Below are 24,945 nucleotides of genomic sequence, written 5' to 3'. Positions count from 1 at the left end.
GATAATTGTACTTTTATAATTAACAAAATACAATTTTAATTTCCTTTTAATGCTTCTATAAATTACGACCTATAAAACCTTGACTATTCATGAGTTTTGTTGCTTATTTAGCCTCTTGATTTCTTAAAAAGCCTATTGTAATACTTTACAATAATGTTTTTAGGCTCATCATCATCATGGTATCCATTTGAGTAGGCACCGTAACCATAACCGTAGCCATAACCATAACCAGCTCCGTATTTTGCTTTATTTTCAAATCCATTTAGAATTATACTCACATTACTTAATTCACCTCGTTTCACTCTGTTATTAAGCAAATTAACCATTTCTTTTTTGGTGAAATTTTGTCGCATTACATACAAAGTCACATCTGAATATTGAGATAATTCTACAGCATCGGTAACTAAGCCAACTGGTGGTGTATCAAGAATTATATAATCGTATTTCTCTTTTAATCTTTCTAACAATTCTTGTAAAGCTTCACCCATGATTAATTCTGATGGATTTGGAGGAATTGGTCCCGAAGTAATAACATCCAAATAAGGAACTTTAGTGTGACTTGTAATTTCTTCCAAGGTATTTTGTCCAATCAAATAATTGACAACTCCAATTTCGTTTTTCAAATTAAAGTCTTCAAATATTTTTGGCTTTCTTAAATCTAATCCTACAATAACTGTTTTCTTTTCGCTTAAAGCAAATACTGTAGCGATGTTTATAGAACAAAATGTTTTTCCTTCACCACTCACAGATGACGTTAACATTAGGGTTTTAGATCCGTCGAGCTTTTGCTTTTTATACAAAAACTGCAACGAGGATCGAATGGCACGAAAAGATTCTGACAATGCCGATTTAGGTTTATCAAAAACTGCTAGATTATTAAACGATTGCTTTACTCCAACAACGCCAATAAGTGGAATTGAAGTTAAATTAGAGACATCATCAGTGTTTTGAATTGAATTATTTATAAAGAAAATCAAAAATACGATTGACAAGGGAATAATTAATCCGAGGAAAATTGCAATTACATAATTTACGCCAGTTCTTGGACCAATTAAACCACCACCAATATCTTTGGCCGGATCTATAAATTGAATATCCGATAAATTGGCAGCTTTCACAATTTGTGCCTCATGCCTTTTTTGAAGAAAAGCATCAATAACACTATTACTCAAATTGTATTTTCGCATAATTTTCAAATACGCCTGACTATCTTCTGGCAGTTGCATAATTTTGCTTTCTGCTTGACTTATTTTACTTTTTATTTGTGATGATTCATATTGAATTGCACCTTTTGCAGTAATTATATTTTCTAATAAAACTTTTTTAAGTGCCGTTATTTCATTGTCAATTGTACTAAACATAGCTTCACTTTTCACAGAATAAGCCATTTCTGACCTTCTAACTGATAAAGCAATTAAGCTAGAAACATTTCTACCAATGTTAGGATCATCAATTCCTGCAACTGATGGCGCTGGAAGTTTAGAATAATCAGTACTATTTTTTAAATAATTAGTTAGATTATTATAGTAATTTAGTTTTCTGTTGATATCATCGTTAGTTACATCTAATTCTGATATCTTATCCTGAAAAGCTTGTCCTTTACTTTCAATTTCAATAATATTTCTATTTCTACTAAAATCTTTTAATTCATCATTAGCAACTCTAACTTCACCTTCCATTAAGGTTAAAGTAGTATCTATATATTTTATAGTGTTTTCTGCAAATAAATTTTTACTGTCTAGTTGACGTTTCATTAATGTAGAAATTGTCTCATTTAGGTAATCAACCATTCTAGGTTTATTAGTTCCCTCCATCGACAATTTGAGAATTGATCCAGCTTTGTCATCAATTACAACTTTTACATTTCTATATCTTGAAACTGCTCCATCAAACGAATTTAAACTCACAATGTATTCGCTTCCTACATAATTTTCGGGTGTACCTTTTATTTCTAAAGTCCAATTTAAAAAAGGAAGATTTATAGGTTGACCAACTTTGAATCTTTTTCTATAAACTCCATTGGCTACAGTTACATTATCGGTAGTATTTGTGCTGTAATTGATAACGGTAATCGAAGAACTATTCGCAAAATCTAACTCGATTTCATATTCCGATTGTGAGATAAATTTAATTCGAATTGGTCGCTGGTAAATATGACTTTTAGATTTATCGAGTTTTACCACAAAAGGAGTTAATCCATAAACATCTTGTGTATAATATTTTTGCTCTTGCAAATATTCAACAAAGTAATCTAATTTACTTACAACTATTTCGTTGTGAGAACGCGATTTTAATGTTGAAGCTATCGTTTGAACTTGATCTGAAGTTCCACCCCAATTAAAAACCAAACTTGTATTTGCAGTAAAAAGCGGATTCTTTTGTTCAGAAATTGCCATTGTCGCTTCAAGAGAATAAATCGGTTGCTTTCTAATATTTATTTGATGTGCAATCGTTAAGCAAATAATTAACCCCAAAACAAACCATTTCCAATAACTCGCCGTTTTGATTAAAAATCCTTTAAAATCAAAACTGTTTTGGTTTTCAAAAAAAGAAAAATCTTTTATGTCTAACATTCGTAATTGTAGGTTTTAATTTCTAAGTAATAAAAAAGTTGTTGTTGCTAGTGACAAAAGGGTAATTATTGTTCCGAGTGATTCTATCCCTGTTTTTCCTGTTCCCCAAGTTTTTTGCTTAAGTGGTTTTATGTAAATATAATCATTAGGTTGCAAATAATAAACATTAGATTTTGCAGCAACAGCATCGGTTAAATCTATACTAAAAGTTTGTGCGCCTTGAGGAAATTGTCTTATAACCTTGACGTCTTTTCTATCTCCAGTGATTGCTATATCTCCAGCATTGGCAACAGCTTCAAGAATATTTACCTTATCTTGATACAATACTTTTGTTCCAGGCAAACCAATTTCTCCATTAATAGTATATCGTAATCCTGCCAACTTAACATTAACAAAAAGTTGTGCTTCTGTTTTAAAATGCTCCGCCAACAATCGTTCTTCAATTTTTTTTCTGACTTCTTCAATTGTATAACCGAGAACATTCATCTCGCCTAAAACTGGAATTCTAATATTTCCATGATCATCAACACTATAACCTGTAAAATATAAACTTTCCTGATTTTGACCATTTGCACCAGCATTAAACATTTCAACTAGACGCGCATCTAATGCTTTTATATTGATGCTTAAGATATCATTTGTTTGAAGTCGGTAGGGTTTTAAATTAGATTGATTTACAACTTCCTCTTTGGAGTTTCCTTTATCTTGTAAATAAATTAAATCTTTCGTTGGAACACATGAAGTAAAAAATAGTCCAATTAATAAAAGTAGGCAAACAATTCGATTATTCATTTATAAAAATAATTTAGCAAACAAAGATAGATTTTTCAAATCTAAAAATAAAAAACTTAGAATAGAATATTATCTAATTATTTTTTAATGAAATTTCAAATGGAACACGTTGCACAATACTTCTACCCAAAGTCACCTCATCGGCATATTCTAATTCGTCGCCAACAGCTATTCCTCTTGCTATTGTAGATGTTTTTACATTGAATTCTTTTAGTTGTTTATAAACGTAAAAGTTGGTGGTATCGCCTTCCATTGTGGAGCTTAAAGCAAATATTATTTCGTCTATAACTCCCATTTTCACCTTACTAACTAACGTACTGATATTCAATTGACTTGGACCAACGCCATCAATTGGTGAAATTTTTCCGCCAAGAACATGATAAATTCCTTTAAATTGATTGGTGTTTTCTATGGCCATTACATCACGAATATCTTCGACAACACATATAATTTTATGATTTCTAGAAGTATTCGAACAAATTTCACACACTTCAACATCAGAAATATTGTGACAGTTTTTGCAAAATTTTACATCGTCACGCATTGTAGTTAAAGCTTGCGACAAATAGTGCGTTTGCTCTGATGGTTGTTTTAACAAATGCAACACCAATCGCAAGGCTGTTCGTTTACCAATTCCAGGTAATTGCGCCATTTCGTTAACCGCTTTTTCTAATAATTTAGATGAAAATTCCATTTAGCAAAAGTAAAGAAAAAGTTGGAAGATGGAAGTTTGAAGTTTACCAAAATTAGAGATAGAAACTTTCTTCCAACTTCCATCTTCTAACTTCCATCTTTTTTCCTATTTTAGCACAAACAAAAATCCACTTTATGTCTTCAGGAACAATCTTAGCCATTATCATTATTTATTTCGGTATTCTGATTCTAATTTCAAATTTAGTTAGTAAAAAAGACAGCAGTAATGACGCTTTTTTTAAGGCCAATAAAAATTCGAAATGGTATTTGGTAGCGTTTGGTATGATTGGAACGGCGCTTTCTGGTGTTACATTTATTTCTGTTCCAGGCGAAGTTGGAAATCCCGATTTGCAATTTAAATATTTTCAATTTGTATTGGGAAATGCCATTGGTTTTATCATCATTGCAACAGTCTTGCTTCCACTTTATTATCGAATGAATCTTACATCAATTTATAGTTATATTGAACAACGACTTGGTGTAGTGAGTTATAAAACGGCAGCAACAATTTTCTTAATAAGTCGCACAATTGGTTCTGCTTTTCGGCTTTACTTGGTTGTAATTGTATTGCAACGATTTGTATTTGATGCTTATAATATTCCGTTTGCTGTGACTGTTTTAATTTCTTTGGCGTTAATATTTGCTTACACGTATCGTGGCGGATTGAAAACGATTATTATTACCGATACTTTGCAAACCTTCTTCCTAGTTTCATCGGTTTTCTTGACGATTATTTTTATTTGTAATAGTTTGGATTATAGTTTTATGGAAGCATTTGAAGCTGTAAAAAACAGTAATTATTCTAAAGTTTTCTTTTATGAAGATTACTTAAAAGGCAATTATGTTGTGAAACAAATTTTGGGTGGAATTTTTGTAACTATTGCCATGGTTGGATTAGACCAAGATTTAATGCAGAAGAATTTGAGTTGTAAAAACATTGGTGAAGCGCAAAAAAACATGTTCACCTTCACCGGAATTTTTGTGGTGATTAATATTTTCTTTTTAAGTGTTGGTGCATTACTTTACTTGTATGCTGAGAAAAACGGAATTTCAGTTCCAATGGTTGATGGTGTGAAACGCACTGATTTATTGTTTCCAGAAATTGCTTTTAATCATTTAAATATTATTCCGGCAGTTGTATTTTTATTAGGATTGACAGCTGCAACTTTTGCCACAACCGATTCGGCTTTGACGGCTTTAACAACTTCTTTTTGTGTAGATTTTCTTGGAATGGATAAAGCTGAAAACCAAAATAAGCCAAACGTTGTAAGAACAAGACATTTGGTTCACGTTGGGTTTTCGTTGTTGATGTTTCTTGTGATAATTATATTTAATTCCTTGAATGACAAATCGGTTGTGACTATGATTTTTAAAGTAGCGAGTTATACTTATGGACCGCTTTTAGGATTGTACGCCTTTGGATTGTTTATGAAATCGAAAACCGTTCATGATAAATTGGTTCCGATTATTTGTGTGATTTCGCCTTTGGTTTGTTTTTTAATTGCTAAAAATTCGGCGGCGCTTTTTGCGAATTATGTAATTGACAATGAACTAATTATTGTAAACGGATTGATTACTTTTATTGGATTACTGATGATCAGTAAACCTGCGACTAGTCAGACTAAGTTTTAGGTTAAAAGCCATTTTATGAAACAAAAATATTCGTCAGAGAACTATCATTTTTTTTCAGAAATTAATTCTGTTTATTTTGAAAGAAAGCTTGAAAATGAAACAGCATTTGATGGAATTGTAAAAATCTATAGTTTAAAAACTAATATTGAAAATATTAACCAAAAGTTAGATGGACATTTTTTTGGAGATTTTATTTATTCTACTGAAAGAGGAGTTTTTCTAAGAAAGTTTGACAACAAAGATTCATGGCCAATATCAACGTTAATTTATCTTGATTTAATAAACTTAACTGCAACTGAAATTAACAGAAATAATTCTTCTTGGAACATTTGGAAAGGGAAAAATTTAGAAAACGGAAAATTTTCAATAGAAATTTCTCCAACAGAAAGCATCGAATTTCAAACATAATTGAATGAATTTGAAAACGTATATTTTCAAATTTAGATTTCTATAGAAACTTGATCAAAAATTAAAATGGAAACCTAATTAGCCCTGATTATCTCACTTTGATAATATTTTCATAGGAGTTCGATGAATTTCATTTGCAGTGGAAATAAAAAATGTCCCGATTGTTTTCGGGACATTTTTTATTGCAACGAAAAGCAGGAATTACCATCACTGATAAAGACCAAGCCATTCGCTCAAGGTGCTGAAACAAGTTCAGCATGACAACAAGTTTAAATTAATATTGATTTGTGGTCAATAAAACCAAGGTGCAAGCTTCTTCTACTTTGATCGAATTGGCTTTAAGCAATTGATAAAACTCGGGATTTTCGGTTCCTGGATTGAAAATTACTCGTTTTGGTTTGGTTTCGATAATGTAATTGTAGTATTCTCGTTGGCGAACGGGATTTAAATATAACGTTACGGTATCGATATTAGAAAGCGGAATATTTTTAGTTCGGATGGAAACTCCGGCAACTTCTCCTTGATTTTGACCAATTGCAAGCACCGAATGACCTTTATCTACAAGCATTGTAATGGCTTTGAAGGCATATCTTTCTGGCTTAGTTGATGCGCCAAGCACGAGTGTTTTCTTGTTTTTCATCTTACAAAAGTAATGATTATTGTTTTTTATTTTAACTTTAGAAGATATTCTTTGTTTATCTTTGCTAGTAGATAATTTAAAGTTGAATAAATGGAGATTTTTTTTAATACATTTTTTGTCTTGATTGGTGCTTTATTTTCGGTTTTAAATCCGTTTGGTGCGATTCCGATATTTGTTGGATTGACACAGGATTATGAAAAAGCCGAGCGTTCTCGGGTTTCTTTATGGACCGCAATTAATGTTTGTATTATTCTAATTATCTCGTTTTTTATTGGTGAATATGTGCTGCGATTTTTCGGAATTACGATTTCGGCACTTCGAATTGCTGGTGGAATTTTGATTGCCAGTTCTGGATTTGGATTGCTAAATGCTAATCCGAAGAAGCAAAAAGGAATTAGCAAAGAAGTCGAAGAAGATTCTCAAAACAGAAATTCAATTGCACTTACACCTTTGGCAATGCCTATGCTTGCTGGTCCGGGTTCAATATCTTTATTGATTGCGTATTACCAAGATCATAATAATACTGCCGAAATATCTGCTTCTGTAGCTGCAATTTTTACGGTTTCTTTACTTATTTTTATCATTTTACGAAGTGCCAATTACTTAGCTAAATATCTTGGAGCTTCTGGAATTGTTGCTATTTCTAGAATTGTAGGTTTCTTGACGGTGGCAATTGGAATTCAATATATTATCAGTTCGGTATTAACAATTATCCGAGGAATTTAACTACTGTTTAAGTTCGATTTTGATTAACTTTATACAAAATTGAACTTATGAAAATTCTTTTAACTGGCGCAAATGGTTATGTAGGAAGGCGACTTTTGCCCGAATTACTTACAGAAGGTCATGAAGTAGTATGTTGTGTTCGCGACAAAACAAGATTAGGTCTTGACAAAGCAACGCTTGATGCCATTAATATTTGGGAAGTAGATTTTCTAGATGAAGTAGATTTTTCTAATCTTCCAAAAGATATTGATGTTGCGTATTATTTGATTCATTCGATGACTTCATCAACAACCGATTTTGATACGCTCGAATCGAAAGCTGCTAATAATTTCAATCTTTACATGAACGAAATTGGTGTAAAGCAAGTAGTTTATTTAAGTGGAATTGTTAACACCGAAGTTCTTTCTAAACATTTACAATCACGAAAAAACGTAGAAGATATTTTATTCGAAGGTAATTTCAAAACTACGGTTTTACGAGCAGGAATTATTGTAGGTTCTGGAAGTTCATCCTTTGAAATCATTCGGGATTTATGTGAAAAATTGCCGATTATGATTACTCCAAAATGGGTTTTAACCAAGTGTCAACCTATTGCTATTAGAGATGTAATTCAGTATTTAATTGGTGTTTTATTGCGAGAAGATTGCTACAACGATTCGTTTGATATCGGTGGACCAAATGTAATTACTTACAAGGAAATGATGTTGTTGTATGCCAAAACGAGAAAGATAAAATTGGCTGTGATTACATTACCCTTCATGACACCAAAATTATCTTCTTATTGGTTGTATTTTGTGACTTCAACTTCGTATAAATTGGCAATAAACTTAGTCAATAGCATGAAAATGGAAGTGGTTTGTAAAGACAATCGACTTCAGAGAATTTTAAAAATTAAACCTATAACATACGTTGAAGCCATCAATTTGGCTTTCATAAAAATTGAACAGAATTTAGTTATTTCGAGTTGGAAAGACAGTTTAGTTAGTGGAAGATTTGAACATAATTTATCAGAATTTATTCAGATTCCGAAATACGGATGTTTGAAAGATCATCAAAAGAGGAAAGTGGTCGATATTGAAAAAGCATTGGATAATATTTGGACCATTGGCGGAGAACGCGGATGGTATTATGGAAATTGGATGTGGCAAACACGTGGATTTCTTGATAAAATTGTTGGTGGCGTTGGAACACGTCGTGGTCGAACCCATCCAAGACATTTAGATACTGGTGATGCTTTAGATTTTTGGCGTGTACTTTTAGCCAATAAAGAGGAAAAGAGATTGTTGCTTTTTGCAGAAATGAAATTACCTGGCGAAGCTTGGCTCGAATTTAGAATTGATGAAGAAAATACATTGCATCAAATTGCAACTTTTAGACCTAGAGGAATTTTTGGTAGGTTGTATTGGTATTCTTTAGTTCCTTTTCATTTTTTTATTTTCGGCGGAATGATTGATAACATTATAAAGTCGGAACCTTTGAAATAAAAGTACGAGGTAATAATTTGAAGTTCAAACAAAAATCCCAAATTCCAATTTAATCAGATTGGAATTTGGGATTTATAATTTGTTGTTTTTCTATTTAGTTTTTAGGCAAGAAAACTTCTGCCATCATACAACGTGCGCTTCCGCCGCCACAAGCTTCGATGGTATCTAAACTTGAATGTAAAATGGTGATGTGTTCTTCTAATTGTGCAATTTGCTTTTTGGTTAAGGCATTGTAAGCTGATGAACTCATAATCAAATATCTTCTTTCATCTGATCCTAAAACTTCTAACATGTTTCCTGCAAAGTTGTTCATTTGATCTTCAGAAATTAAAATAATTTCTTTTTCATCCGATTTTAAGCTGTCTAGAACCATTTTGCGTTCTTTTTTATCATCAATACAATCGGCACAAATTACCGCAAAAGTATCACCAATACACATCATTACGTTAGTATGATAAATTAATTTTCGTTCGCCATTAACCGTTTGATAGGCTTCAAAAATTATCGGATTCAAATCGAAATCTTCGCAAAATTCTATGAATAATTCTTCATCGGCACGCGGTGAAAGTGCGCAATATGCTTTACCATTTTCACGATCTAAAACTACACTTCCAGTTCCTTCAAGATAAAAACCATCTTCTTCGGCTTGGGTGTAATCCATAATTCCGTCGTTAATTTGGAATCCGTTATCTTCAAGAATATCTAGAATATCTTCTCGTCTTTCTGCACGACGATTTTCGGCAAACATTGGATACAAAACTACATCACCATTTTCGTGAAAAGAAATCCAATTGTTCGGGAAAATACTATCTGGTGTGTCTGGATTTAGTGTGTCGTCAACCACAGTCACATCAACACCAACCATTCTTAATTTGTTTACAAAAGCATCAAATTCTTGTTGTGCTTTTTCATTGACATTTGCTGGAGTTAATCCGTCAAGGACTTTTTGATAATAATTGTTAACAGCAGTTTGCTCATTCATTCGGAAAGCAACTGGACGAATCATTAAAATTGAGTTTGTTGTTTGGTTCATTTTATTGCTTTTTAAGTTTGTTTGTCTTTTTAGTAAATTAATCTCTTATCAAAGGCAAAGTAGAACATCTTAAAAGACCTTCTTGTTTTGCAATTTCGGCATATGGAATTTCTTCAACTGTAAATCCTTGCTCACGTAACCAATTGTTTAATCTGGTAAAATTCTTTTCAGAAACTACTACGTTGGTATCAATTGAAAATACATTGGAATTCATATTATACATTTCGTCACGAGTAATGTGAAACAGATTTTCTTTACCAAATAAATTCACTAAATAAACATAGTCTGATTCTTCGCGAAAACCACTTTTATAGATGATTCCTTTGTCTTTTCCTACAGGTTGAAAGCAACAATCAAGATGAAGTGCGTTGTCACGAGCTTCTAATTTTGATTTTACTAAATCAAATTCTTTTACAATTTTATTTGGGAATAACTCTTTTATGTATTGAACTCCTTGCATATTGGTTCGAGCTGTAATGTAATCTTTATAGTCTGAACCTTTGTAAGTTCCTATAAAAATGTAATCGTTCCATAACATTACATCGCCACCTTCTATATGAACTTCCTCTGGTGGACGAACAATCTTTGATGGATTTATTTGATCTAAAACATATTGAATAGCGTCTAATTCTCTATTTCTATCTGGCAAGATATTAGCTTTTACAAAAACATCATCAATTACAAATCCGATGTCGCGTGTAAAAATTTGGTTGTAGTTTTCGATCATTTCTGGTCGGAAAACTTTCACATCGTATCTTTGAAAAACTTTATTAAAAGCTTCCATTTCTTGAACCATATCTTTTTCAATTGGATACGTTCCTGCAATGATGTGTTCTAATGATTTTGGGTCGTAAGCTTCTTCTTTTGTTGGTGTTGGTCCGTTATTTAATGCAGATCCTAACACCACAGCCCTTAATCGTGAGGTTTCGTTTTTTACATTTAATTGTAGCATAAAATAGCGTTTAACATTACTTAGCTGATTTACTAGTGTAAGTGTTCACAAATATAAAAAAAGCGGATTGATTAATGAAGTTTTGTTATTAATTAAGTAGTTAAATTATCAATTAAATAATTTTAAAGTTATTATCATAAAAAAAGCCTCACATTGAGTGAAGCTTTTTATTTATTTTATAAAGAATGAATTATCTTTTATCCATTGCAACAAAGTCTCTTAAAGGATGACCAGTGTAAACTTGTCTTGGTCTTCCAATTGGTTCTTTGTTAACACGCATTTCTTTCCATTGAGCAATCCAACCTGGCAAACGTCCAATTGCGAAAAGAACGGTAAACATATCTGTAGGAATTCCTAATGCACGGTAAATAATACCAGAATAGAAATCTACGTTTGGATATAATTTTCTTGATACAAAGTACTCATCAACTAAAGCAGATTCTTCTAATTTTTTAGCAATTTGAAGAATTGGATCGTCAACACCTAATGTTGCAAGAACTTCATCTGCAGCTTTCTTAATGATTTTTGCTCTTGGATCAAAGTTTTTGTAAACTCTATGACCAAATCCCATTAAACGGAATGGATCATCTTTGTCTTTAGCTTTCGCCAAATATTTATCGGCGTCACCACCATCTTTTTGAATATCTTCTAACATTTCAAGAACAGCTTGATTTGCACCACCATGAAGTGGACCCCAAAGTGCAGAAACTCCAGCAGAAATTGAAGCAAACAATCCAGCGTGAGATGAACCTACAATTCTAACTGTTGATGTAGAACAGTTTTGTTCGTGATCGGCATGAAGAATAAATAATTTGTCTAAAGCTGCAACAACAGATGCATTTGCAGAATATGGTGAAGTTGGAAGTTTAAACATTAACTGCATAAAATTTTCAACATAACCTTGTGTATTATCGTAATAATTTAATGGGTAACCCATCATTTTTCTATAAGTCCAAGTGGCAATTACTAAAAATTTACCCATTGTTTTACAAACCGCTTCATACATTTCGGTTTCATTTTCTACATTGACAACTTTTGGATTAAAAGCAGTTAATGCCGAAGTTAATGAAGATAAAACTCCCATTGGATGCGCCGTCTTTGGGAAACCATCAATGATGTTTTTCATCTCTTCGTTTACCAAAGTGTACTTTCTGATATCGGTTTCAAATTGAGACAACTGCTTTTTTGTAGGTAATTCTCCAAAAATTACTAAATAAGCAACTTCAAGAAAATCGGCTTTTTCGGCCAAATCTTCAATAGAATATCCTCTGTAACGAAGAATTCCTTCTTCACCATCTAGAAAAGTGATATCGCTTTTACATGATCCTGAATTTTTATAACCTGGATCTAAAGTTATAGCGCCTGTTAAAGCACGTAGTTTTTCAATATCGATAGCTGGTTCATTTTCGCTTCCTACAATTACAGGAAACTCATATTTTTTGCCATCGTATTCTAATATTGCAGTTTTTGACATGATATAAATTGGAAATTAAGTCTGATAAATTATAATTTAACAAATTTATGGAATTCCAAATGAATTAAAAAACAAATAATATAACGATTTCGTTAATTTTATTATAAAAGATGCAAGATTAGTATAGTTGAATAATTTTGAAATAGAATCAAAAACGAAAAAAGCGCACCTAAGCACGCTTTCATCTTCTAATAACCTAATTAAACTATTCTTTTATTAACTTAACTACTTTAACTCCATTATCAGATTGTATTTTGAAGAAATAAATTCCGTTTGATTGATTAGAAATATCAAAGGTTACTTCTGCGTTATTTTCGATTTTAGTTTGTAATAATCTTCCTTGAACGTCGTAAAGTTGAATTGAATTGATAGTACTATCAGAATTAATAGTCACAAAATTCGCTGCAGGATTTGGATAAACATTTATCGAATTATCACTCACAAATTCACCAGTACTCAATGCTTGAAACGTTGTATTTGCCATTCCGGTATCAATTGGGAAATTATAATCGAAGAAAATATCGGCTTTTTTAGAAACAACATCACCAGTTACAAGGTTCGATTTAGAACGTATTTTTAATAAAACATTTCCATGTCCACCAGTTTCCAACATGATATTTTGGAAAATAAATTCGACTTGATTATTTACCACTTTTATGTAAGCGTTATGCGATGTAGCTAACATTTGAAGTGAACTGATGTCAAAATCATTTACGTTGACGTCGGTTTGTACAACAATATTCTCAGCTTCAGAAGTTCCTGTATTTTCAAAATTGATAACATAATGAAGATAATCACCTATTTCTGATGGTGAAACCACTGTTCCTTCCATACAGATTATATTATTTGGATCAAAGGAACCTACAACCGTTTGATTGAATAAAAAAGTATTATCAACTGTACTTTCGTCGCCAGCCATTGGTAAAATTGAAGTTGTAAACTGTAAAATATCGCCAATATTAACTGGATTGGTTGTATCTGTTGGTGTATTAATGTTAACCGTTACGTAAATACTTCTACTTTCAAATGGAAGCAAATTGGTATAACTCCAAGACAATGAACCTGGACCAACTGTAGAAGGTGTTGTTGTTGCGGATACGAAATCCATTAAATTTTGATTGAAGAAGAAATTAACTCCGTATAATTGCGACAAGGTTTGGTTTCCTTTATTCTTATACACTATTTGATACACAGCATCAAATCCCGGTCGAGCTGGAACAATTGGAGCAATTACAATTTCTAAATCAGGGTGAACGCCATTTGCAGTAATGCAGAAATTTTGAGTTACAATATTGTTATTATCATTTGCAAAAGGAACTGTTGCTGTTGTTGGGGAAAAAGTAAAATAAGAAGCATTCTCAACTGATGGAGTTACCACAAAACTTCCTGTTTCGGTATAAAAATTATAATTTCCAGAATTATTTGTAAAGGTCGAACCTTGCGCTGTTCCATCGTTGATGTTTATTTTAATATTTGGTTGTGGTAAATCTAATGCATCGCAACCGTTTGTATTTGCATCAAAAATCATTGCACCTGTAATGGTATTGTAATCTCCACCAGGCGTGAATGAGCAGTAAGAGTTTATCTGAACATTTTGAACTGAATAGTAATTTAGAACTGTATTCAAATTAGAAATATTATTTTCATCTGCACAAATAAATAATAAACTTGGACAATTAGAAACCTGAATAGGATAAGAGTAAAAATTCCCTATAGTTCCGCTCCAAGTTTGCCCATTTTTAAGATTAATGTATGTTAAATCTTGTGCATTGACAACACTAAAGTCATTTAAATTTGTTGCATTTGATAAATCAATTTCTTCAATATTTGTGTTCCAAAAATAAACATCATTCAAATTAACTAAGTTATTGAAATTTATACTACCTTGTTGTGTATCAATTAATCTAAAATATTGAAGATTTGTACAGTTCTCTATTTGAATTGGTGTTGAAACTGGGCCGCATGAAACTTGCGTTGGGTTAACATTAGAAAAATCTAAATTTGAAATAGTATTACCATCACATCTTAAATAAGTTAAACTTGACGAAAAAGAAGCTAAATTAAGATTTGTTAGAAGATTTTGAGATACATCTAAATTTATCATTTCTTGAGGATATCCAAAATTTAATGTCGAAATTTGATTAATGCTACAATTAAGCTTTTGTAAATGAAATGGCGCAATTTCTAAAGCTGACAATTGATTATTAGAACAATTAAGATCGGTTAAACCTAACAAATTACTAATATTTAGATTGGATATATTGTTTCCTGAACAATTTAATACACTTAGGTTATTTCCTAAACTATTATAATTAAAAGTAGGTAAATTATTATAGGAACAATCTAGACTCCATAAGTAGTTATTAATCAAATTTGTAATATTAAGATCGGTTAGCAAATTTGATGAACAATTTAAATTAGAAATATTTGTAAAAGCTTCTATTCCAGCTAAACTACTTATTTTCTGAGTAGTAAGTGCCGAATTAACATTTAATTCATTCACATTTAAAGCTTCTGTGTTTTGAATTTCACCATCCAAATTAATATCAATCTGTCCATAACTACCATTTCCGCCAATTTGTACAAAAGCAATGTGATTAGTATAATTAGCTGATAATAAACGTGCTTTAAAATTTGAATCTGGTATATTTACAATAGTACTTGAATCAAAAGCTTTAATTTTAAAATCTGTTATTTGGTAGCAATTTGTAGACGTATTAACTGCTCTAACCCAAATAGTTTGTGGATTAGTTAAGTTTTGATAGGCAGTTGGATTTGCTATAGCGTTTGTATCATTTTGAGCATCTGTATTACTTGTATAATAAATTAAATTAATTCCAGTTTGATTTCCAATGATGTTATTTTGATGTGATGTTAAATTAAAAGACATTATACCATCAAACGGATTTTCATAGTGATGTAATTCTGGTGGCAAACTCACAATAGGAACACCAACTGGCGCTGTAATCGTAACCGAATAAGGATCACTATAACAAAAGCCAGAAGAAATTATTTCATAAGTATAATCTCCTGGAGCAACATTAGAAATAAGATGTGTCGGCGTATTATAAGATAGTAAACTATTAGAACCATTAATTCTCAAAAACCAATTGCCTGAAGGCAACCCTGAAAAAAAGACACTACTTTCACTATTACATGTTGGTTGAGTAACCGTAACAGAAACTTGAGGTTTGGATTTTACAATTAAATCCAAACTTGTATTTTGAGAAATTGAAGGATTAGAATTATCAATTACTTTGATGTAAATAGTTGTATTCGATGATGAATAAGGTGTACTAATTGGCATTGTCATATCCGAATCTGAATAATACTCTATTGTATAATTGTTTGGATTTAGAGCACCAAAAATTTCGTAATTTTTGAACGGTAAGTAGAACAATGCAACGTTGCTGTTTGGCTGAACCTCACAAACACTGTAAGGCGTTGGATTGTTGATTCCTATCTGCGCATTTACAAAGCCAGACATTAGCAAGATTAAGTATAAATATTTTTTCATATTGATTAATTTATGATAAAGTTATATCAGTTTTTTGGTTTTATTTTGGTAATTTAGAATTCGATGATTTTAAATTAGAATTCGCTATAATGTTTTTAATAATTCTTGCAAGCGTTCTCTTTTTCGTTGTGAAATTGGAAGATTACTGTCGTCGGCCATGACAACATATCCTCCATCTTTTTTTATATATGATTTTAAATAAGCAATATTGATTAAATGTGATTGATGAATGCGTTCAAATCCATGTTCGGTCAATAAATCTTCGTATTCTTTTAATGTTTTTGAAATTAAAATTGGCTTCGAATTTTTAATAAAAAACTTGGTGTAATTGTCTTCGCTTTCACATCGAATGATATCACTCACTTCAAAAAGATGAATTCCATCGGAGTTAGAAAGTGCAATTCGTTTAAAATTATCTACTTTTTTTCGAATGTTTTCCAACAATAAATCGATGTGCGAGTAATCGTCATTTTTGACCAAGACGTTTTTAATCTTTGCAATTACCTTTTCTAATTCGTCTGGATCAACCGGTTTTAATAGAAAATCTAATGCACTAAATCGGAATGCTTTTATAGCATATTGTTCGTGAGCTGTAATAAAAACAATATGTGACGTTGATTTCCCTTTGCGCTGTGCAATTTGTTCCAATACGTCAAACCCTGTTCCATCAGTCATTTGAATGTCTAAAAAAACAACTTGTGGTTGCAAATTATCCATTGCTTCTACGCCACTTTTTACGCTATCGGCTTCACCAATAATGACAATTTCTGGTGCATATCTTGAGAGCAGTTGCTTCATTCCGCTTCTTAAATTTTGGTCGTCGTCTATTAAAACTGCTGTAATCATATATCTTCTTTTAGTAAAGAGTAATTAGTAATTAGTGATTAGCAAACTTCAAAAGCTATTTACTAATCACTTAATGTATTGTAATGGCAAATTCAGAATCACTTTTGTGCCAAGAATTTCACCTTGTTCGCTTTTTATTTCTTTAATTTCTACGTTGGCTTTTTGAGCTGTTGAGGCTTCCATCATTTCCAATCTTTTTTTGGTAATATCTAAAGCCATTGATTTATGAACCGAAACCAATGTTTCCTTAATTTCTTTTGATTTATCAAATCCGATTCCGTTGTCTTCAATACTACAAATTAAACTTTCTCCATCGATTGAAAAACTGACAGTAATCAATCCTTTCTCAGCTTTTGGAATTAATCCGTGAATTATAGCGTTTTCCACAAATGGTTGTAACAATAATGGTGGCAAAGCGGTATCATCTTCAATCGCTCTACTTTTATTAATCACAAAATCAAATTTCTGATTGAATCGCAATTGTTCCAATTCTAAATAATTTTGTAAACTTTCAATTTCTTTGTCAATCGGAATTAAAGCCTCTTTAGAATATTCTAATGTTAATCGCATTAGTTTAGAAAACTTCGATAAATATTTCACAGCAGAATCGGTTCCGTTTTGAACAATAAAACTAGAAATAGAACCCAAACAGTTGAATACAAAATGTGGATTCATCTGTAAATGCAACGCTTTCTGTTCGTATTCTGCCAATTCTTTTTGAAGCGTTAACGTCTTTTTAAGTTGCATTCTGTTGTAAATTAAAAAGATAATTCCGAACAATAATAACGCTAATAAAACGGCAAAAAAGATTTGTAATTTATTTCTTTTCGATTGTTCCTTTAGTAGGATTTCTTTTTTTTCAAGTTCTTTCTTTTGTAAAACTTCACGTTTTTCGAACTCAAAATTCATTTCTTCTTCAACACTTTTTCTAATATTGGTTTCGTTAACCAAACTATCATTTGCTTTGCTAAATAACTTGTAATGAAGTAATGCTTGATCAGAATTTCCTTGTTTAGAATAAATATCACTCAACAATTTTTCTGAAATTACTATTTGTTCTAAAACGTTAATTTCCTTTGCCAACTGAAGTGATTTATTGGCAGAATTCAATGCTTCAGACAGTTTATTTTGGTCTAAATACAATTGTCCCAGATAAATATAAGTATCTGCAACACCAAATTTATCTTCAATACTTGAGAAAGTCGCAATTGCCAAATTCCAGTTTTCAATTGCTTTTGCAGGATTGTTTGTAGCTTTAAAAAATAACCCAAAATTATTGTACCATTCACCAAGAGCTCTCGGATTTGGATTTTTATCTAAACTAATTTTGGCATTAGCATAATATTCAAGAGCTTTATCAAAATTCTTTTCATGTAGATAACAATTAGCAATATTCGTGAGCGTTATTCCAACATTGGGATCCTTTAACTCATCCTGAATTAGCTGTGCTTTTGTAAAATATTCGAGTGCTTTAAAATTGGAAGATTGCGATTTATACACAATTCCGATGTTGTTGTACAACTTAGCACATTTTTCAAAATCATTTATCTCTTCATAAATTTTTACCGACTTTAGATAATATTTTAGAGCTTTTGCATAATTACTTTGCTCTGAAAAAACGATTCCGATGCTGCCATAAGCTTTTGCTAAGCCTTTTTTAATGTCTAAATTATTTTTGGAATTGGCATTGATTTCGTTTTCGAATAATTCTTGAGCTAAGGTAAAATTTTGAATTGCAATTGGATAATTACCAGATATGATATTGGAGTTTCCTAGATTCAAATAGGCATTTCCCTCGGCTAATTTAAATTTGATTTTTTTTGATAATTGCAATGCTTTGGTAGCAAATTCAACCATCAATTTTGGATTTGAAGTTTTGTATTCGTCGGCAATTGCATTTAATGTTTGCGCTTTGTCGATATCATTTTTAACTCGATTTAATACTAAAGTCAAACTATCTATCCTTTTATTCTGCGAAAAAGAAATCGAAGAAGAAAAGCAAAGACAAAGAACCACTAAATATTTTATAATCTGCATATACCGAAATTCTAAATTGAGTAACAAAAATAGTCTTTACTTTAATATGGAGAACGACAAATTAGAATTCGATGACTTTGGGTTAGAATTTGAAATAAAAAACCCTGCATGAGTTAAAATTCATACAGGGTTAAAATATTGAGATTTATCCTTCTTTAAAGGAACAAATTTTGAAAATTATTTTTGCTTAAAAGCTTTTACTCCTGGAAAGTAAGCAGTTGCACCAAGTTCTTCTTCAATACGAAGAAGTTGGTTATATTTTGCCATACGGTCTGAACGAGAAGCTGAACCTGTTTTAATTTGACCACAATTTAAAGCTACGGCCAAATCAGCAATAGTATTATCTTCAGTTTCTCCAGAACGGTGAGACATTACTGATGTATAACCTGCATTATGAGCCATATTTACAGCAGCTATTGTTTCTGTTAAAGTTCCGATTTGGTTTACTTTTACTAAAATTGAATTGGCAATTCCTTTTTCAATTCCGGTTGCTAAACGTTGTACATTAGTTACAAATAAATCGTCACCAACTAATTGTGTTTTATCTCCAATTAATTCTGTTAAATATTTCCAACCTTCCCAATCGTCTTCATACATTCCGTCTTCAATAGAAATAATTGGATAATTGGCAGCAAGAGAAGCTAAATATTCTGCTTGTTCTTTTGATGTTCTAATTTTTCCAGTTGCACCTTCAAATTTTGTGTAATCGTATTTTCCGTCCACATAAAATTCTGAAGCAGCGCAATCAAGAGCAATCATAATTTCGTCTCCAAATTTATAACCAGCGTTTTCAACCGCTTTTTTAATTGTATCTAAAGCATCTTCTGTTCCGCCAGCAAGATTTGGTGCAAAACCACCTTCGTCGCCAACAGCTGTAGAAAGATTTCTATCGTGTAGTACTTTCTTAAGATTATGGAAAATTTCAGTTCCCATTTGCATTGCGTGTGTAAAAGAAGTTGCTTTTACTGGCATAATCATGAATTCTTGAAACGCAATTGGCGCGTCCGAATGTGAACCACCGTTGATGATGTTCATCATTGGAACTGGTAATGTGTTGGCAGAAACACCACCGATATAACGGTATAAAGGCAATCCTAATTCATTGGCAGCAGCTTTTGCAACGGCCAAAGAAACTCCTAAAATTGCGTTAGCACCAAGAACCGATTTATTGTGAGTTCCATCTAAATCAATCATTACTTGATCGATATGATTTTGTTCGAATACTGATGTTCCAAGTAATTCAGAAGCAATTGTTGTATTTACATTTTCAACCGCTTTTAAAACTCCTTTACCCATGAATGCTTTTCCACCATCGCGAAGTTCTACTGCTTCATGTTCGCCTGTTGATGCTCCAGATGGAACAGCAGCACGACCTAAAACACCGTTTTCTGTAACAACATCTACTTCTATTGTAGGATTTCCTCTTGAGTCAAGAATTTGTCTTGCGTGAATTTTGATAATAATACTCATTGTTTATGATTATTTGTTAATTTATGGTTGCCGTTTTTGTTAATACTACAAATTTACAGAAAGTTAAAATGTAAATTCGTTAATTAAAAAAAACTTATAAACGCAATCGTTTTAGTGATTTATAATTTTAGCAAACAACTTGAATTAGGCTAAAACGCTTTTGTTGTTTTTGATGTTTGTTATAAATTCATCGAATAAATAACTTGAATCGTGTGGACCAGGACTTGCTTCTGGGTGATATTGTACAGAGAAACAATCTTTATTTTTCATTCGCATCCCAGCCACAGTGTTATCATTTATGTGGAAATGTGTAATTTCTAAATCTTGATTTTTTTCTAATTCTTCTCTGTTTACAGCAAAACCGTGATTTTGAGATGTAATTTCACCTTTACCAGTTAAAACATTCATTACAGGATGATTGATTCCGCGGTGACCATTGAACATTTTATAGGTAGAAATTCCGTTGGCTAACCCGATGATTTGGTGACCAAGACAAATTCCGAAAACTGGTTTGTCGGTATTGATAATTTGTTTAGCAACATTTATAACACCTTCTAAAGGCTCAGGATCACCAGGACCATTTGACAGAAAATATCCGTCTGGATTGAAAGACTTTAACTCTTCGAAAGAAGTATTGTATGGAAAAACTTTTATGTAGCAATCTCTTTTTGCTAGATTTCTTAGGATGTTTCTTTTGATACCAAGATCTAAAGCTGAGATTTTGAAAGTTGCATTTTCGTTTCCGAAGAAATAGGGTTCTTTGGTTGAAACTTTAGAAGCTAGTTCTAAACCAACCATATTTGGAACATTTTCTAGTTGTTTTTTTAGTTCTTCGATTGAAGTTCCGTCTGTTGAGATTACGGCATTTTGTGCTCCGTTGTCTCTTATGTATCCAACTAACGCTCTTGTATCTACATCTGAGATGCACACTAGATTTTGTTTTTCGAAATAATCGTATAAGTTACTTTCTGAATCTGGACGTGAGTGGTTGAAGCTGAAATTTTTACAAACTAATCCAGAAATCATTATTTTTTCTGATTCTACTTCGTTTTCATTTACGCCGTAATTTCCTATGTGCGGATTTGTGGCTACCATTATTTGTCCGAAATACGATGGATCGGTGAAAATTTCTTGGTAACCTGTCATTCCGGTATTAAAGCATACTTCACCAAAAGTTGTTCCTGAGATTCCGATTGATTTGCCGTAGAATATGGTTCCGTCTGCAAGTAAAAGTATGGCTTGTGGTCTTGTCGTGTACTTCATTTGTTGTAGTTATTTGTTTTTAATGGTCAAACGCAGTCGCTCTGCTCGAGTCATTATTTGTAGTTTAGTAGTGTTGTATTGTGTTTTGCAAAGTTATTTTATTAACTCAAATCTTGCAATTATTTGAGTGTTGTTTTGTAAAAGTTTATAAACATTCCTTTAGTTTCTTCTTTAGCCCTGATTGGAGCAAGTATCCTTTATTATTTTTCTTTAAAATAATAAAGATACTGCGGAAAGCAGGAACATGGATTACTGATAAAGCCCGAGCCATTCGCTCCTTAATTTTACAGAATATTTATTTACAATTGGAACATAAAAAAAAGGATAAACTAGTACTAGCTTATCCTTTATATTTATGAAATTGAATTCATTATTCTGCTTTATCAGTAGTTTCTTCTGAAGTAGTTTCTGGAGCTTCTGTTTCTGCAACAGTTGCTTCAGCTTTTTTAGCTTTTCCACCACGACGGCTTTTAGCTTTTTTCTCTTCTTTTTTACCACCATTGTAAAGTTCGTTGAAATCTACAAGTTCGATCATTGCCATATCAGCGTTATCACCTAAACGGTTTCCAACTTTGATGATACGAGTGTATCCACCTGGACGATCACCAACTTTAGCAGCTACTTCTCTAAAAAGTTCAGTAACTCCGTATTTGTTGCGAAGGTAAGCGAATACTATACGACGATTGTGAGTAGTATCTTCTTTTGATTTAGTGATTAAAGGCTCAACGAATTGTTTAAGCGCTTTTGCTTTAGCAACAGTTGTGTTAATACGTTTGTGTTCAATTAATGAACAAGCCATATTAGCTAACATAGATTTTCTATGTCCAGTCTGTCTGCTTAAGTGATTGAATTTTTTTCCGTGTCTCATTTTAAATGCTATTTAACTTGATAAAGAAACTAGTCTTTATCTAATTTATATTTTGACAAATCCATTCCGAAGGTTAAATTTTTAACAGCTACAAGTTCATCTAGTTCTGTTAACGATTTTTTACCGAAGTTACGGAACTTCATTAAGTCGTGTTTGTTAAAAGAGACAAGGTCTCCTAATGTATCAACTTCAGCTGCTTTTAAGCAATTTAATGCTCTTACAGATAAATCCATATCGACAAGCTTAGTTTTAAGCAATTGTCTCATATGTAATGATTCCTCATCGTATGAATCTGTTTGAGCGATTTCGTCTGCCTCAAGAGTGATTCGCTCATCTGAGAATAACATGAAGTGGTGAATTAATACTTTTGCAGCTTCAGTAAGAGCGTCTTTTGGATTGATTGAACCATCAGTTTTAATTTCGAAAACTAATTTTTCATAATCTGTTTTTTGCTCAACACGGAAATTTTCAATAGCATATTTCACGTTCTTCACTGGTGTAAAGATAGAATCTGTAAAGATTGTACCGATAGCAGCATTTTGCTTTTTATTTTCTTCTGCAGGAACGTATCCTCTACCTTTTTCAATTGTTAATTCCATGTTGAAATTAACTTTTGAATCTAGATTACAGATGATTAAATCTGGGTTTAAAACTTGAAAACCAGAGATAAACTTTTGAAAATCGCCAGCAGTAATTTGCTCTTTACCAGTTATAGATATAGTTACTGATTCGTTATCGATATCTTCAATTTGACGTTTGAAACGTACTTGTTTAAGATTAAGGATAATTTCTGTAACATCTTCAACAACTCCTGAAATAGTAGAAAACTCATGCTCAACACCTTCAATTCTTGTAGATGTGATAGCATAACCTTCTAGTGCAGAAAGTAAAACTCTTCTAAGTGCATTACCAACTGTCAATCCGTAACCAGGTTCTAAAGGTCTGAACTCAAACTTACCTTCAAAATCGGTTGAATCGATCATGATAACTTTATCGGGCTTTTGAAAATTAAATATTGCCATAATTTAGACTAGTGTCAATTATTATTTGTTGTACAACTCTACGATTAATTGTTCTTTAATGTTTTCTGGAATTTGAAGTCTAGCAGGAACAGTTACGAACGTACCAGATTTAGTATCATTATTCCAAGTAATCCATTCATAAACATGACTAGAGTTTGATAAAGAACGTTCAATTGACTCTAAAGATTTTGATTTTTCACGAACTGCAACTACATCACCAGGTTTTAAGTGGTATGATGGGATGTTTACTAATTCACCATTTACAGTAATGTGACGGTGAGAAACGATTTGTCTTGCTGCTCTTCTTGTAGAAGCGATTCCCATTCTAAAAACAACGTTATCTAAACGTGCTTCACATAATTGTAAAAGGATTTCACCAGTTACACCTTTAGAAGCTGCTGCTTTTTCGAATAAGTTTCTGAATTGTTTTTCTAAAATTCCATAAGAATATTTAGCTTTTTGCTTTTCCATCAACTGGACAGCATATTCAGATTTTTTACCTCTTTTTTTAGCCATCCCGTGTTGTCCAGGAGGATAATTTCTTTTTTCGAATGCTTTATCAGCTCCGAAAATTGCTTCGCCAAATTTACGAGCGATTTTAGTACTTGGACCAGTATATCTTGCCATTTTAAAATTGTTTTGAGATAGAGATTATGAATTCAGGTCAATAAATCCTTCGATAATCTTTGTTCTTTCTCTTGTTATACTTAATTATAGTTGTATTATTTACTGAAAAAACAGTAAAAATTATACTCTACGTCTTTTTGGAGGACGACATCCGTTGTGAGGCATTGGAGTAACGTCAATGATTTCTGTTACTTCAATTCCACTGTTATGTAATGATCTGATAGCAGATTCTCTTCCATTACCTGGACCTTTTACATAAACTTTAACTTTCTTCAATCCAGCTTCTAATGCTACTTTACCACAATCTTCGGCAGCCATTTGAGCTGCATAAGGAGTATTCTTTTTTGAACCTCTGAAACCCATTTTACCGGCAGAAGACCAAGAAATTACTTCACCTTTCTTGTTTGTTAACGAGATGATGATGTTGTTAAAGGTAGCACTAATATGAGCTTCGCCTGAAGATTCAATAATAACCTTACGTTTTTTTGTACTTGCTTTAGCCATATTACTTACTATTTAGTTGCTTTTTTCTTGTTAGCAACAGTTTTTCTTTTACCTTTTCTTGTTCTAGAATTGTTTTTAGTTCTTTGTCCTCTTAATGGAAGACCAGATCTATGACGAATTCCTCTGTAACAACCGATATCCATTAAACGTTTGATGTTTAATGAAGTTTCTGAACGTAGTTCTCCTTCAATTTTGTAAAAAGAAATTGCCTCACGAATTGCTCCGATTTGGTCATCATTCCAATCTTGAACTTTAATATCTTGGCTTACTTGAGCTTTTTCTAAAACCTCAATAGCTCTACTTTTTCCTACTCCGAAGATATAGGTAAGTGCTATAACACCTCTTTTGTTTTTAGGTATATCTACCCCTGCTATTCTTGCCATA

21 protein-coding genes are annotated in these 24,945 nt (G+C 32.0%); 4 read left to right on the top strand and 17 right to left on the bottom strand.

All coding sequences use genetic code 11. From position 1 onward, the window contains the following. Window positions 1-107: 107 nt before the first annotated feature. From LG45_RS07130 to recR, 3 genes are all read right to left on the bottom strand, one after another. Window positions 108-2,573 carry a polysaccharide biosynthesis tyrosine autokinase gene (locus LG45_RS07130; RefSeq protein ID WP_035125710.1) on the bottom strand — a complete coding sequence of 822 codons (2,466 nt, stop codon included), beginning with the start codon at window positions 2,571-2,573 and terminating at the stop codon, window positions 108-110. Window positions 2,574-2,588: 15 nt separating this feature from the next. After that, on the bottom strand, window positions 2,589-3,365 hold the full coding sequence (locus LG45_RS07125; RefSeq protein ID WP_035125709.1) for a polysaccharide biosynthesis/export family protein: 777 nt from the start codon (window positions 3,363-3,365) through the stop codon (window positions 2,589-2,591). Window positions 3,366-3,438: 73 nt separating this feature from the next. After that, window positions 3,439-4,059: a recombination mediator RecR gene (gene recR / locus LG45_RS07120; RefSeq protein WP_035125707.1), complete on the bottom strand. Its 621-nt coding sequence runs from the start codon at window positions 4,057-4,059 to the stop codon at window positions 3,439-3,441. Window positions 4,060-4,193: 134 nt separating this feature from the next. Between recR and LG45_RS07115 the strand changes: the two genes are divergently transcribed. Next, the gene (locus LG45_RS07115; protein ID WP_035125706.1) at window positions 4,194-5,690 is read left to right on the top strand and encodes a sodium:solute symporter; all 1,497 of its coding nucleotides are present in this window, start codon (window positions 4,194-4,196) and stop codon (window positions 5,688-5,690) included. A gap of 15 nt (window positions 5,691-5,705) precedes the next feature. After that, window positions 5,706-6,098 (top strand): hypothetical protein, encoded by a 393-nt coding sequence (locus LG45_RS07110; protein ID WP_035125704.1) that lies wholly within the window; start codon window positions 5,706-5,708, stop codon window positions 6,096-6,098. A gap of 274 nt (window positions 6,099-6,372) precedes the next feature. Here LG45_RS07110 and LG45_RS07105 read toward each other — a convergent pair whose 3' ends face one another. Then, window positions 6,373-6,738, bottom strand: coding sequence for a CoA-binding protein (locus LG45_RS07105; RefSeq protein WP_035125702.1), 366 nt, complete (start codon window positions 6,736-6,738; stop codon window positions 6,373-6,375). Window positions 6,739-6,828: 90 nt separating this feature from the next. On the opposite strand from LG45_RS07105, the gene LG45_RS07100 reads away from it, so the two are divergent. Together LG45_RS07100 and LG45_RS07095 are read left to right on the top strand one after the other, a co-directional pair. Further along, the gene (locus tag LG45_RS07100) at window positions 6,829-7,464 is read left to right on the top strand and encodes a MarC family NAAT transporter (protein WP_052087516.1); all 636 of its coding nucleotides are present in this window, start codon (window positions 6,829-6,831) and stop codon (window positions 7,462-7,464) included. 47 nt (window positions 7,465-7,511) lie between these two features. Beyond that, the gene (locus LG45_RS07095; RefSeq protein ID WP_035125701.1) at window positions 7,512-8,948 is read left to right on the top strand and encodes an SDR family oxidoreductase; all 1,437 of its coding nucleotides are present in this window, start codon (window positions 7,512-7,514) and stop codon (window positions 8,946-8,948) included. Window positions 8,949-9,042: 94 nt separating this feature from the next. On the opposite strand, the gene ctlX is transcribed toward LG45_RS07095, so the two are convergent. The 13 genes from ctlX to rpsM form a co-directional block, all read right to left on the bottom strand. Further along, complete coding sequence (gene ctlX / locus LG45_RS07090; RefSeq protein ID WP_035125698.1) at window positions 9,043-9,981, bottom strand: citrulline utilization hydrolase CtlX; 939 nt, start codon at window positions 9,979-9,981, stop codon at window positions 9,043-9,045. 37 nt (window positions 9,982-10,018) lie between these two features. Beyond that, window positions 10,019-10,933: a dimethylarginine dimethylaminohydrolase family protein gene (locus LG45_RS07085; RefSeq protein WP_035125696.1), complete on the bottom strand. Its 915-nt coding sequence runs from the start codon at window positions 10,931-10,933 to the stop codon at window positions 10,019-10,021. Between the two features lie 190 nt (window positions 10,934-11,123). Continuing rightward, window positions 11,124-12,407: a citrate synthase gene (locus tag LG45_RS07080; RefSeq protein WP_035125694.1), complete on the bottom strand. Its 1,284-nt coding sequence runs from the start codon at window positions 12,405-12,407 to the stop codon at window positions 11,124-11,126. A gap of 205 nt (window positions 12,408-12,612) precedes the next feature. Next, window positions 12,613-15,924 carry a DUF7619 domain-containing protein gene (locus LG45_RS07075; RefSeq protein WP_081932052.1) on the bottom strand — a complete coding sequence of 1,104 codons (3,312 nt, stop codon included), beginning with the start codon at window positions 15,922-15,924 and terminating at the stop codon, window positions 12,613-12,615. 84 nt (window positions 15,925-16,008) lie between these two features. After that, window positions 16,009-16,770: a LytR/AlgR family response regulator transcription factor gene (locus LG45_RS07070; RefSeq protein WP_035125687.1), complete on the bottom strand. Its 762-nt coding sequence runs from the start codon at window positions 16,768-16,770 to the stop codon at window positions 16,009-16,011. A 66-nt stretch (window positions 16,771-16,836) separates the two neighbouring features. Beyond that, window positions 16,837-18,723, bottom strand: coding sequence for a tetratricopeptide repeat-containing sensor histidine kinase (locus LG45_RS07065; RefSeq protein ID WP_035125685.1), 1,887 nt, complete (start codon window positions 18,721-18,723; stop codon window positions 16,837-16,839). Between the two features lie 261 nt (window positions 18,724-18,984). Next, window positions 18,985-20,277 (bottom strand): phosphopyruvate hydratase, encoded by a 1,293-nt coding sequence (gene eno / locus LG45_RS07060; protein ID WP_035125684.1) that lies wholly within the window; start codon window positions 20,275-20,277, stop codon window positions 18,985-18,987. A gap of 144 nt (window positions 20,278-20,421) precedes the next feature. After that, window positions 20,422-21,540: a glutamine-hydrolyzing carbamoyl-phosphate synthase small subunit gene (carA, locus tag LG45_RS07055; RefSeq protein WP_035125682.1), complete on the bottom strand. Its 1,119-nt coding sequence runs from the start codon at window positions 21,538-21,540 to the stop codon at window positions 20,422-20,424. Window positions 21,541-21,910: 370 nt separating this feature from the next. Beyond that, window positions 21,911-22,408, bottom strand: a complete 498-nt coding sequence (rplQ, locus tag LG45_RS07045) for a 50S ribosomal protein L17 (protein ID WP_035125673.1) — start codon at window positions 22,406-22,408, stop codon at window positions 21,911-21,913. 29 nt (window positions 22,409-22,437) lie between these two features. Further along, the gene (locus LG45_RS07040) at window positions 22,438-23,430 is read right to left on the bottom strand and encodes a DNA-directed RNA polymerase subunit alpha (RefSeq protein WP_035125671.1); all 993 of its coding nucleotides are present in this window, start codon (window positions 23,428-23,430) and stop codon (window positions 22,438-22,440) included. 21 nt (window positions 23,431-23,451) lie between these two features. Next, on the bottom strand, window positions 23,452-24,057 hold the full coding sequence (gene rpsD, locus LG45_RS07035; RefSeq protein WP_035125669.1) for a 30S ribosomal protein S4: 606 nt from the start codon (window positions 24,055-24,057) through the stop codon (window positions 23,452-23,454). Between the two features lie 120 nt (window positions 24,058-24,177). Next, entirely contained in the window at window positions 24,178-24,561 is a 384-nt protein-coding gene (gene rpsK, locus LG45_RS07030) for a 30S ribosomal protein S11 (RefSeq protein ID WP_035125668.1), read from the bottom strand. Window positions 24,562-24,569: 8 nt separating this feature from the next. Further along, window positions 24,570-24,944 carry a 30S ribosomal protein S13 gene (rpsM, locus tag LG45_RS07025; RefSeq protein WP_035125667.1) on the bottom strand — a complete coding sequence of 125 codons (375 nt, stop codon included), beginning with the start codon at window positions 24,942-24,944 and terminating at the stop codon, window positions 24,570-24,572. Window position 24,945: the final 1 nt, after the last annotated feature.

This window comes from Flavobacterium aquatile LMG 4008 = ATCC 11947 (assembly GCF_000757385.1).
Lineage (GTDB): Bacteria > Bacteroidota > Bacteroidia > Flavobacteriales > Flavobacteriaceae > Flavobacterium > Flavobacterium aquatile.
Note: the sequence above shows the minus strand (reverse complement) of the source record. Positions and strands in the feature narration are given on the sequence as shown.

What these genes read in the sequence shown, in the direction of transcription:
- LG45_RS07125 (WP_035125709.1), bottom strand. Translation starts at nt 3,365, where the DNA reads ATGAATAATCGAATTGTTTGCCTACTTTTATTAATTGGACTATTTTTT.
- eno (WP_035125684.1), bottom strand. Translation starts at nt 20,277, where the DNA reads ATGAGTATTATTATCAAAATTCACGCAAGACAAATTCTTGACTCAAGA.
- carA (WP_035125682.1), bottom strand. Translation starts at nt 21,540, where the DNA reads ATGAAGTACACGACAAGACCACAAGCCATACTTTTACTTGCAGACGGA.
- ctlX (WP_035125698.1), bottom strand. Translation starts at nt 9,981, where the DNA reads ATGAACCAAACAACAAACTCAATTTTAATGATTCGTCCAGTTGCTTTC.
- LG45_RS07040 (WP_035125671.1), bottom strand. Translation starts at nt 23,430, where the DNA reads ATGGCAATATTTAATTTTCAAAAGCCCGATAAAGTTATCATGATCGAT.
- LG45_RS07080 (WP_035125694.1), bottom strand. Translation starts at nt 12,407, where the DNA reads ATGTCAAAAACTGCAATATTAGAATACGATGGCAAAAAATATGAGTTT.
- rpsM (WP_035125667.1), bottom strand. Translation starts at nt 24,944, where the DNA reads ATGGCAAGAATAGCAGGGGTAGATATACCTAAAAACAAAAGAGGTGTT.
- LG45_RS07100 (WP_052087516.1), top strand. Translation starts at nt 6,829, where the DNA reads ATGGAGATTTTTTTTAATACATTTTTTGTCTTGATTGGTGCTTTATTT.
- recR (WP_035125707.1), bottom strand. Translation starts at nt 4,059, where the DNA reads ATGGAATTTTCATCTAAATTATTAGAAAAAGCGGTTAACGAAATGGCG.
- LG45_RS07095 (WP_035125701.1), top strand. Translation starts at nt 7,512, where the DNA reads ATGAAAATTCTTTTAACTGGCGCAAATGGTTATGTAGGAAGGCGACTT.
- LG45_RS07070 (WP_035125687.1), bottom strand. Translation starts at nt 16,770, where the DNA reads ATGATTACAGCAGTTTTAATAGACGACGACCAAAATTTAAGAAGCGGA.
- LG45_RS07130 (WP_035125710.1), bottom strand. Translation starts at nt 2,573, where the DNA reads ATGTTAGACATAAAAGATTTTTCTTTTTTTGAAAACCAAAACAGTTTT.
- LG45_RS07075 (WP_081932052.1), bottom strand. Translation starts at nt 15,924, where the DNA reads ATGAAAAAATATTTATACTTAATCTTGCTAATGTCTGGCTTTGTAAAT.
- rpsK (WP_035125668.1), bottom strand. Translation starts at nt 24,561, where the DNA reads ATGGCTAAAGCAAGTACAAAAAAACGTAAGGTTATTATTGAATCTTCA.
- LG45_RS07115 (WP_035125706.1), top strand. Translation starts at nt 4,194, where the DNA reads ATGTCTTCAGGAACAATCTTAGCCATTATCATTATTTATTTCGGTATT.
- LG45_RS07110 (WP_035125704.1), top strand. Translation starts at nt 5,706, where the DNA reads ATGAAACAAAAATATTCGTCAGAGAACTATCATTTTTTTTCAGAAATT.
- rplQ (WP_035125673.1), bottom strand. Translation starts at nt 22,408, where the DNA reads ATGAGACACGGAAAAAAATTCAATCACTTAAGCAGACAGACTGGACAT.
- LG45_RS07105 (WP_035125702.1), bottom strand. Translation starts at nt 6,738, where the DNA reads ATGAAAAACAAGAAAACACTCGTGCTTGGCGCATCAACTAAGCCAGAA.
- rpsD (WP_035125669.1), bottom strand. Translation starts at nt 24,057, where the DNA reads ATGGCAAGATATACTGGTCCAAGTACTAAAATCGCTCGTAAATTTGGC.
- LG45_RS07085 (WP_035125696.1), bottom strand. Translation starts at nt 10,933, where the DNA reads ATGCTACAATTAAATGTAAAAAACGAAACCTCACGATTAAGGGCTGTG.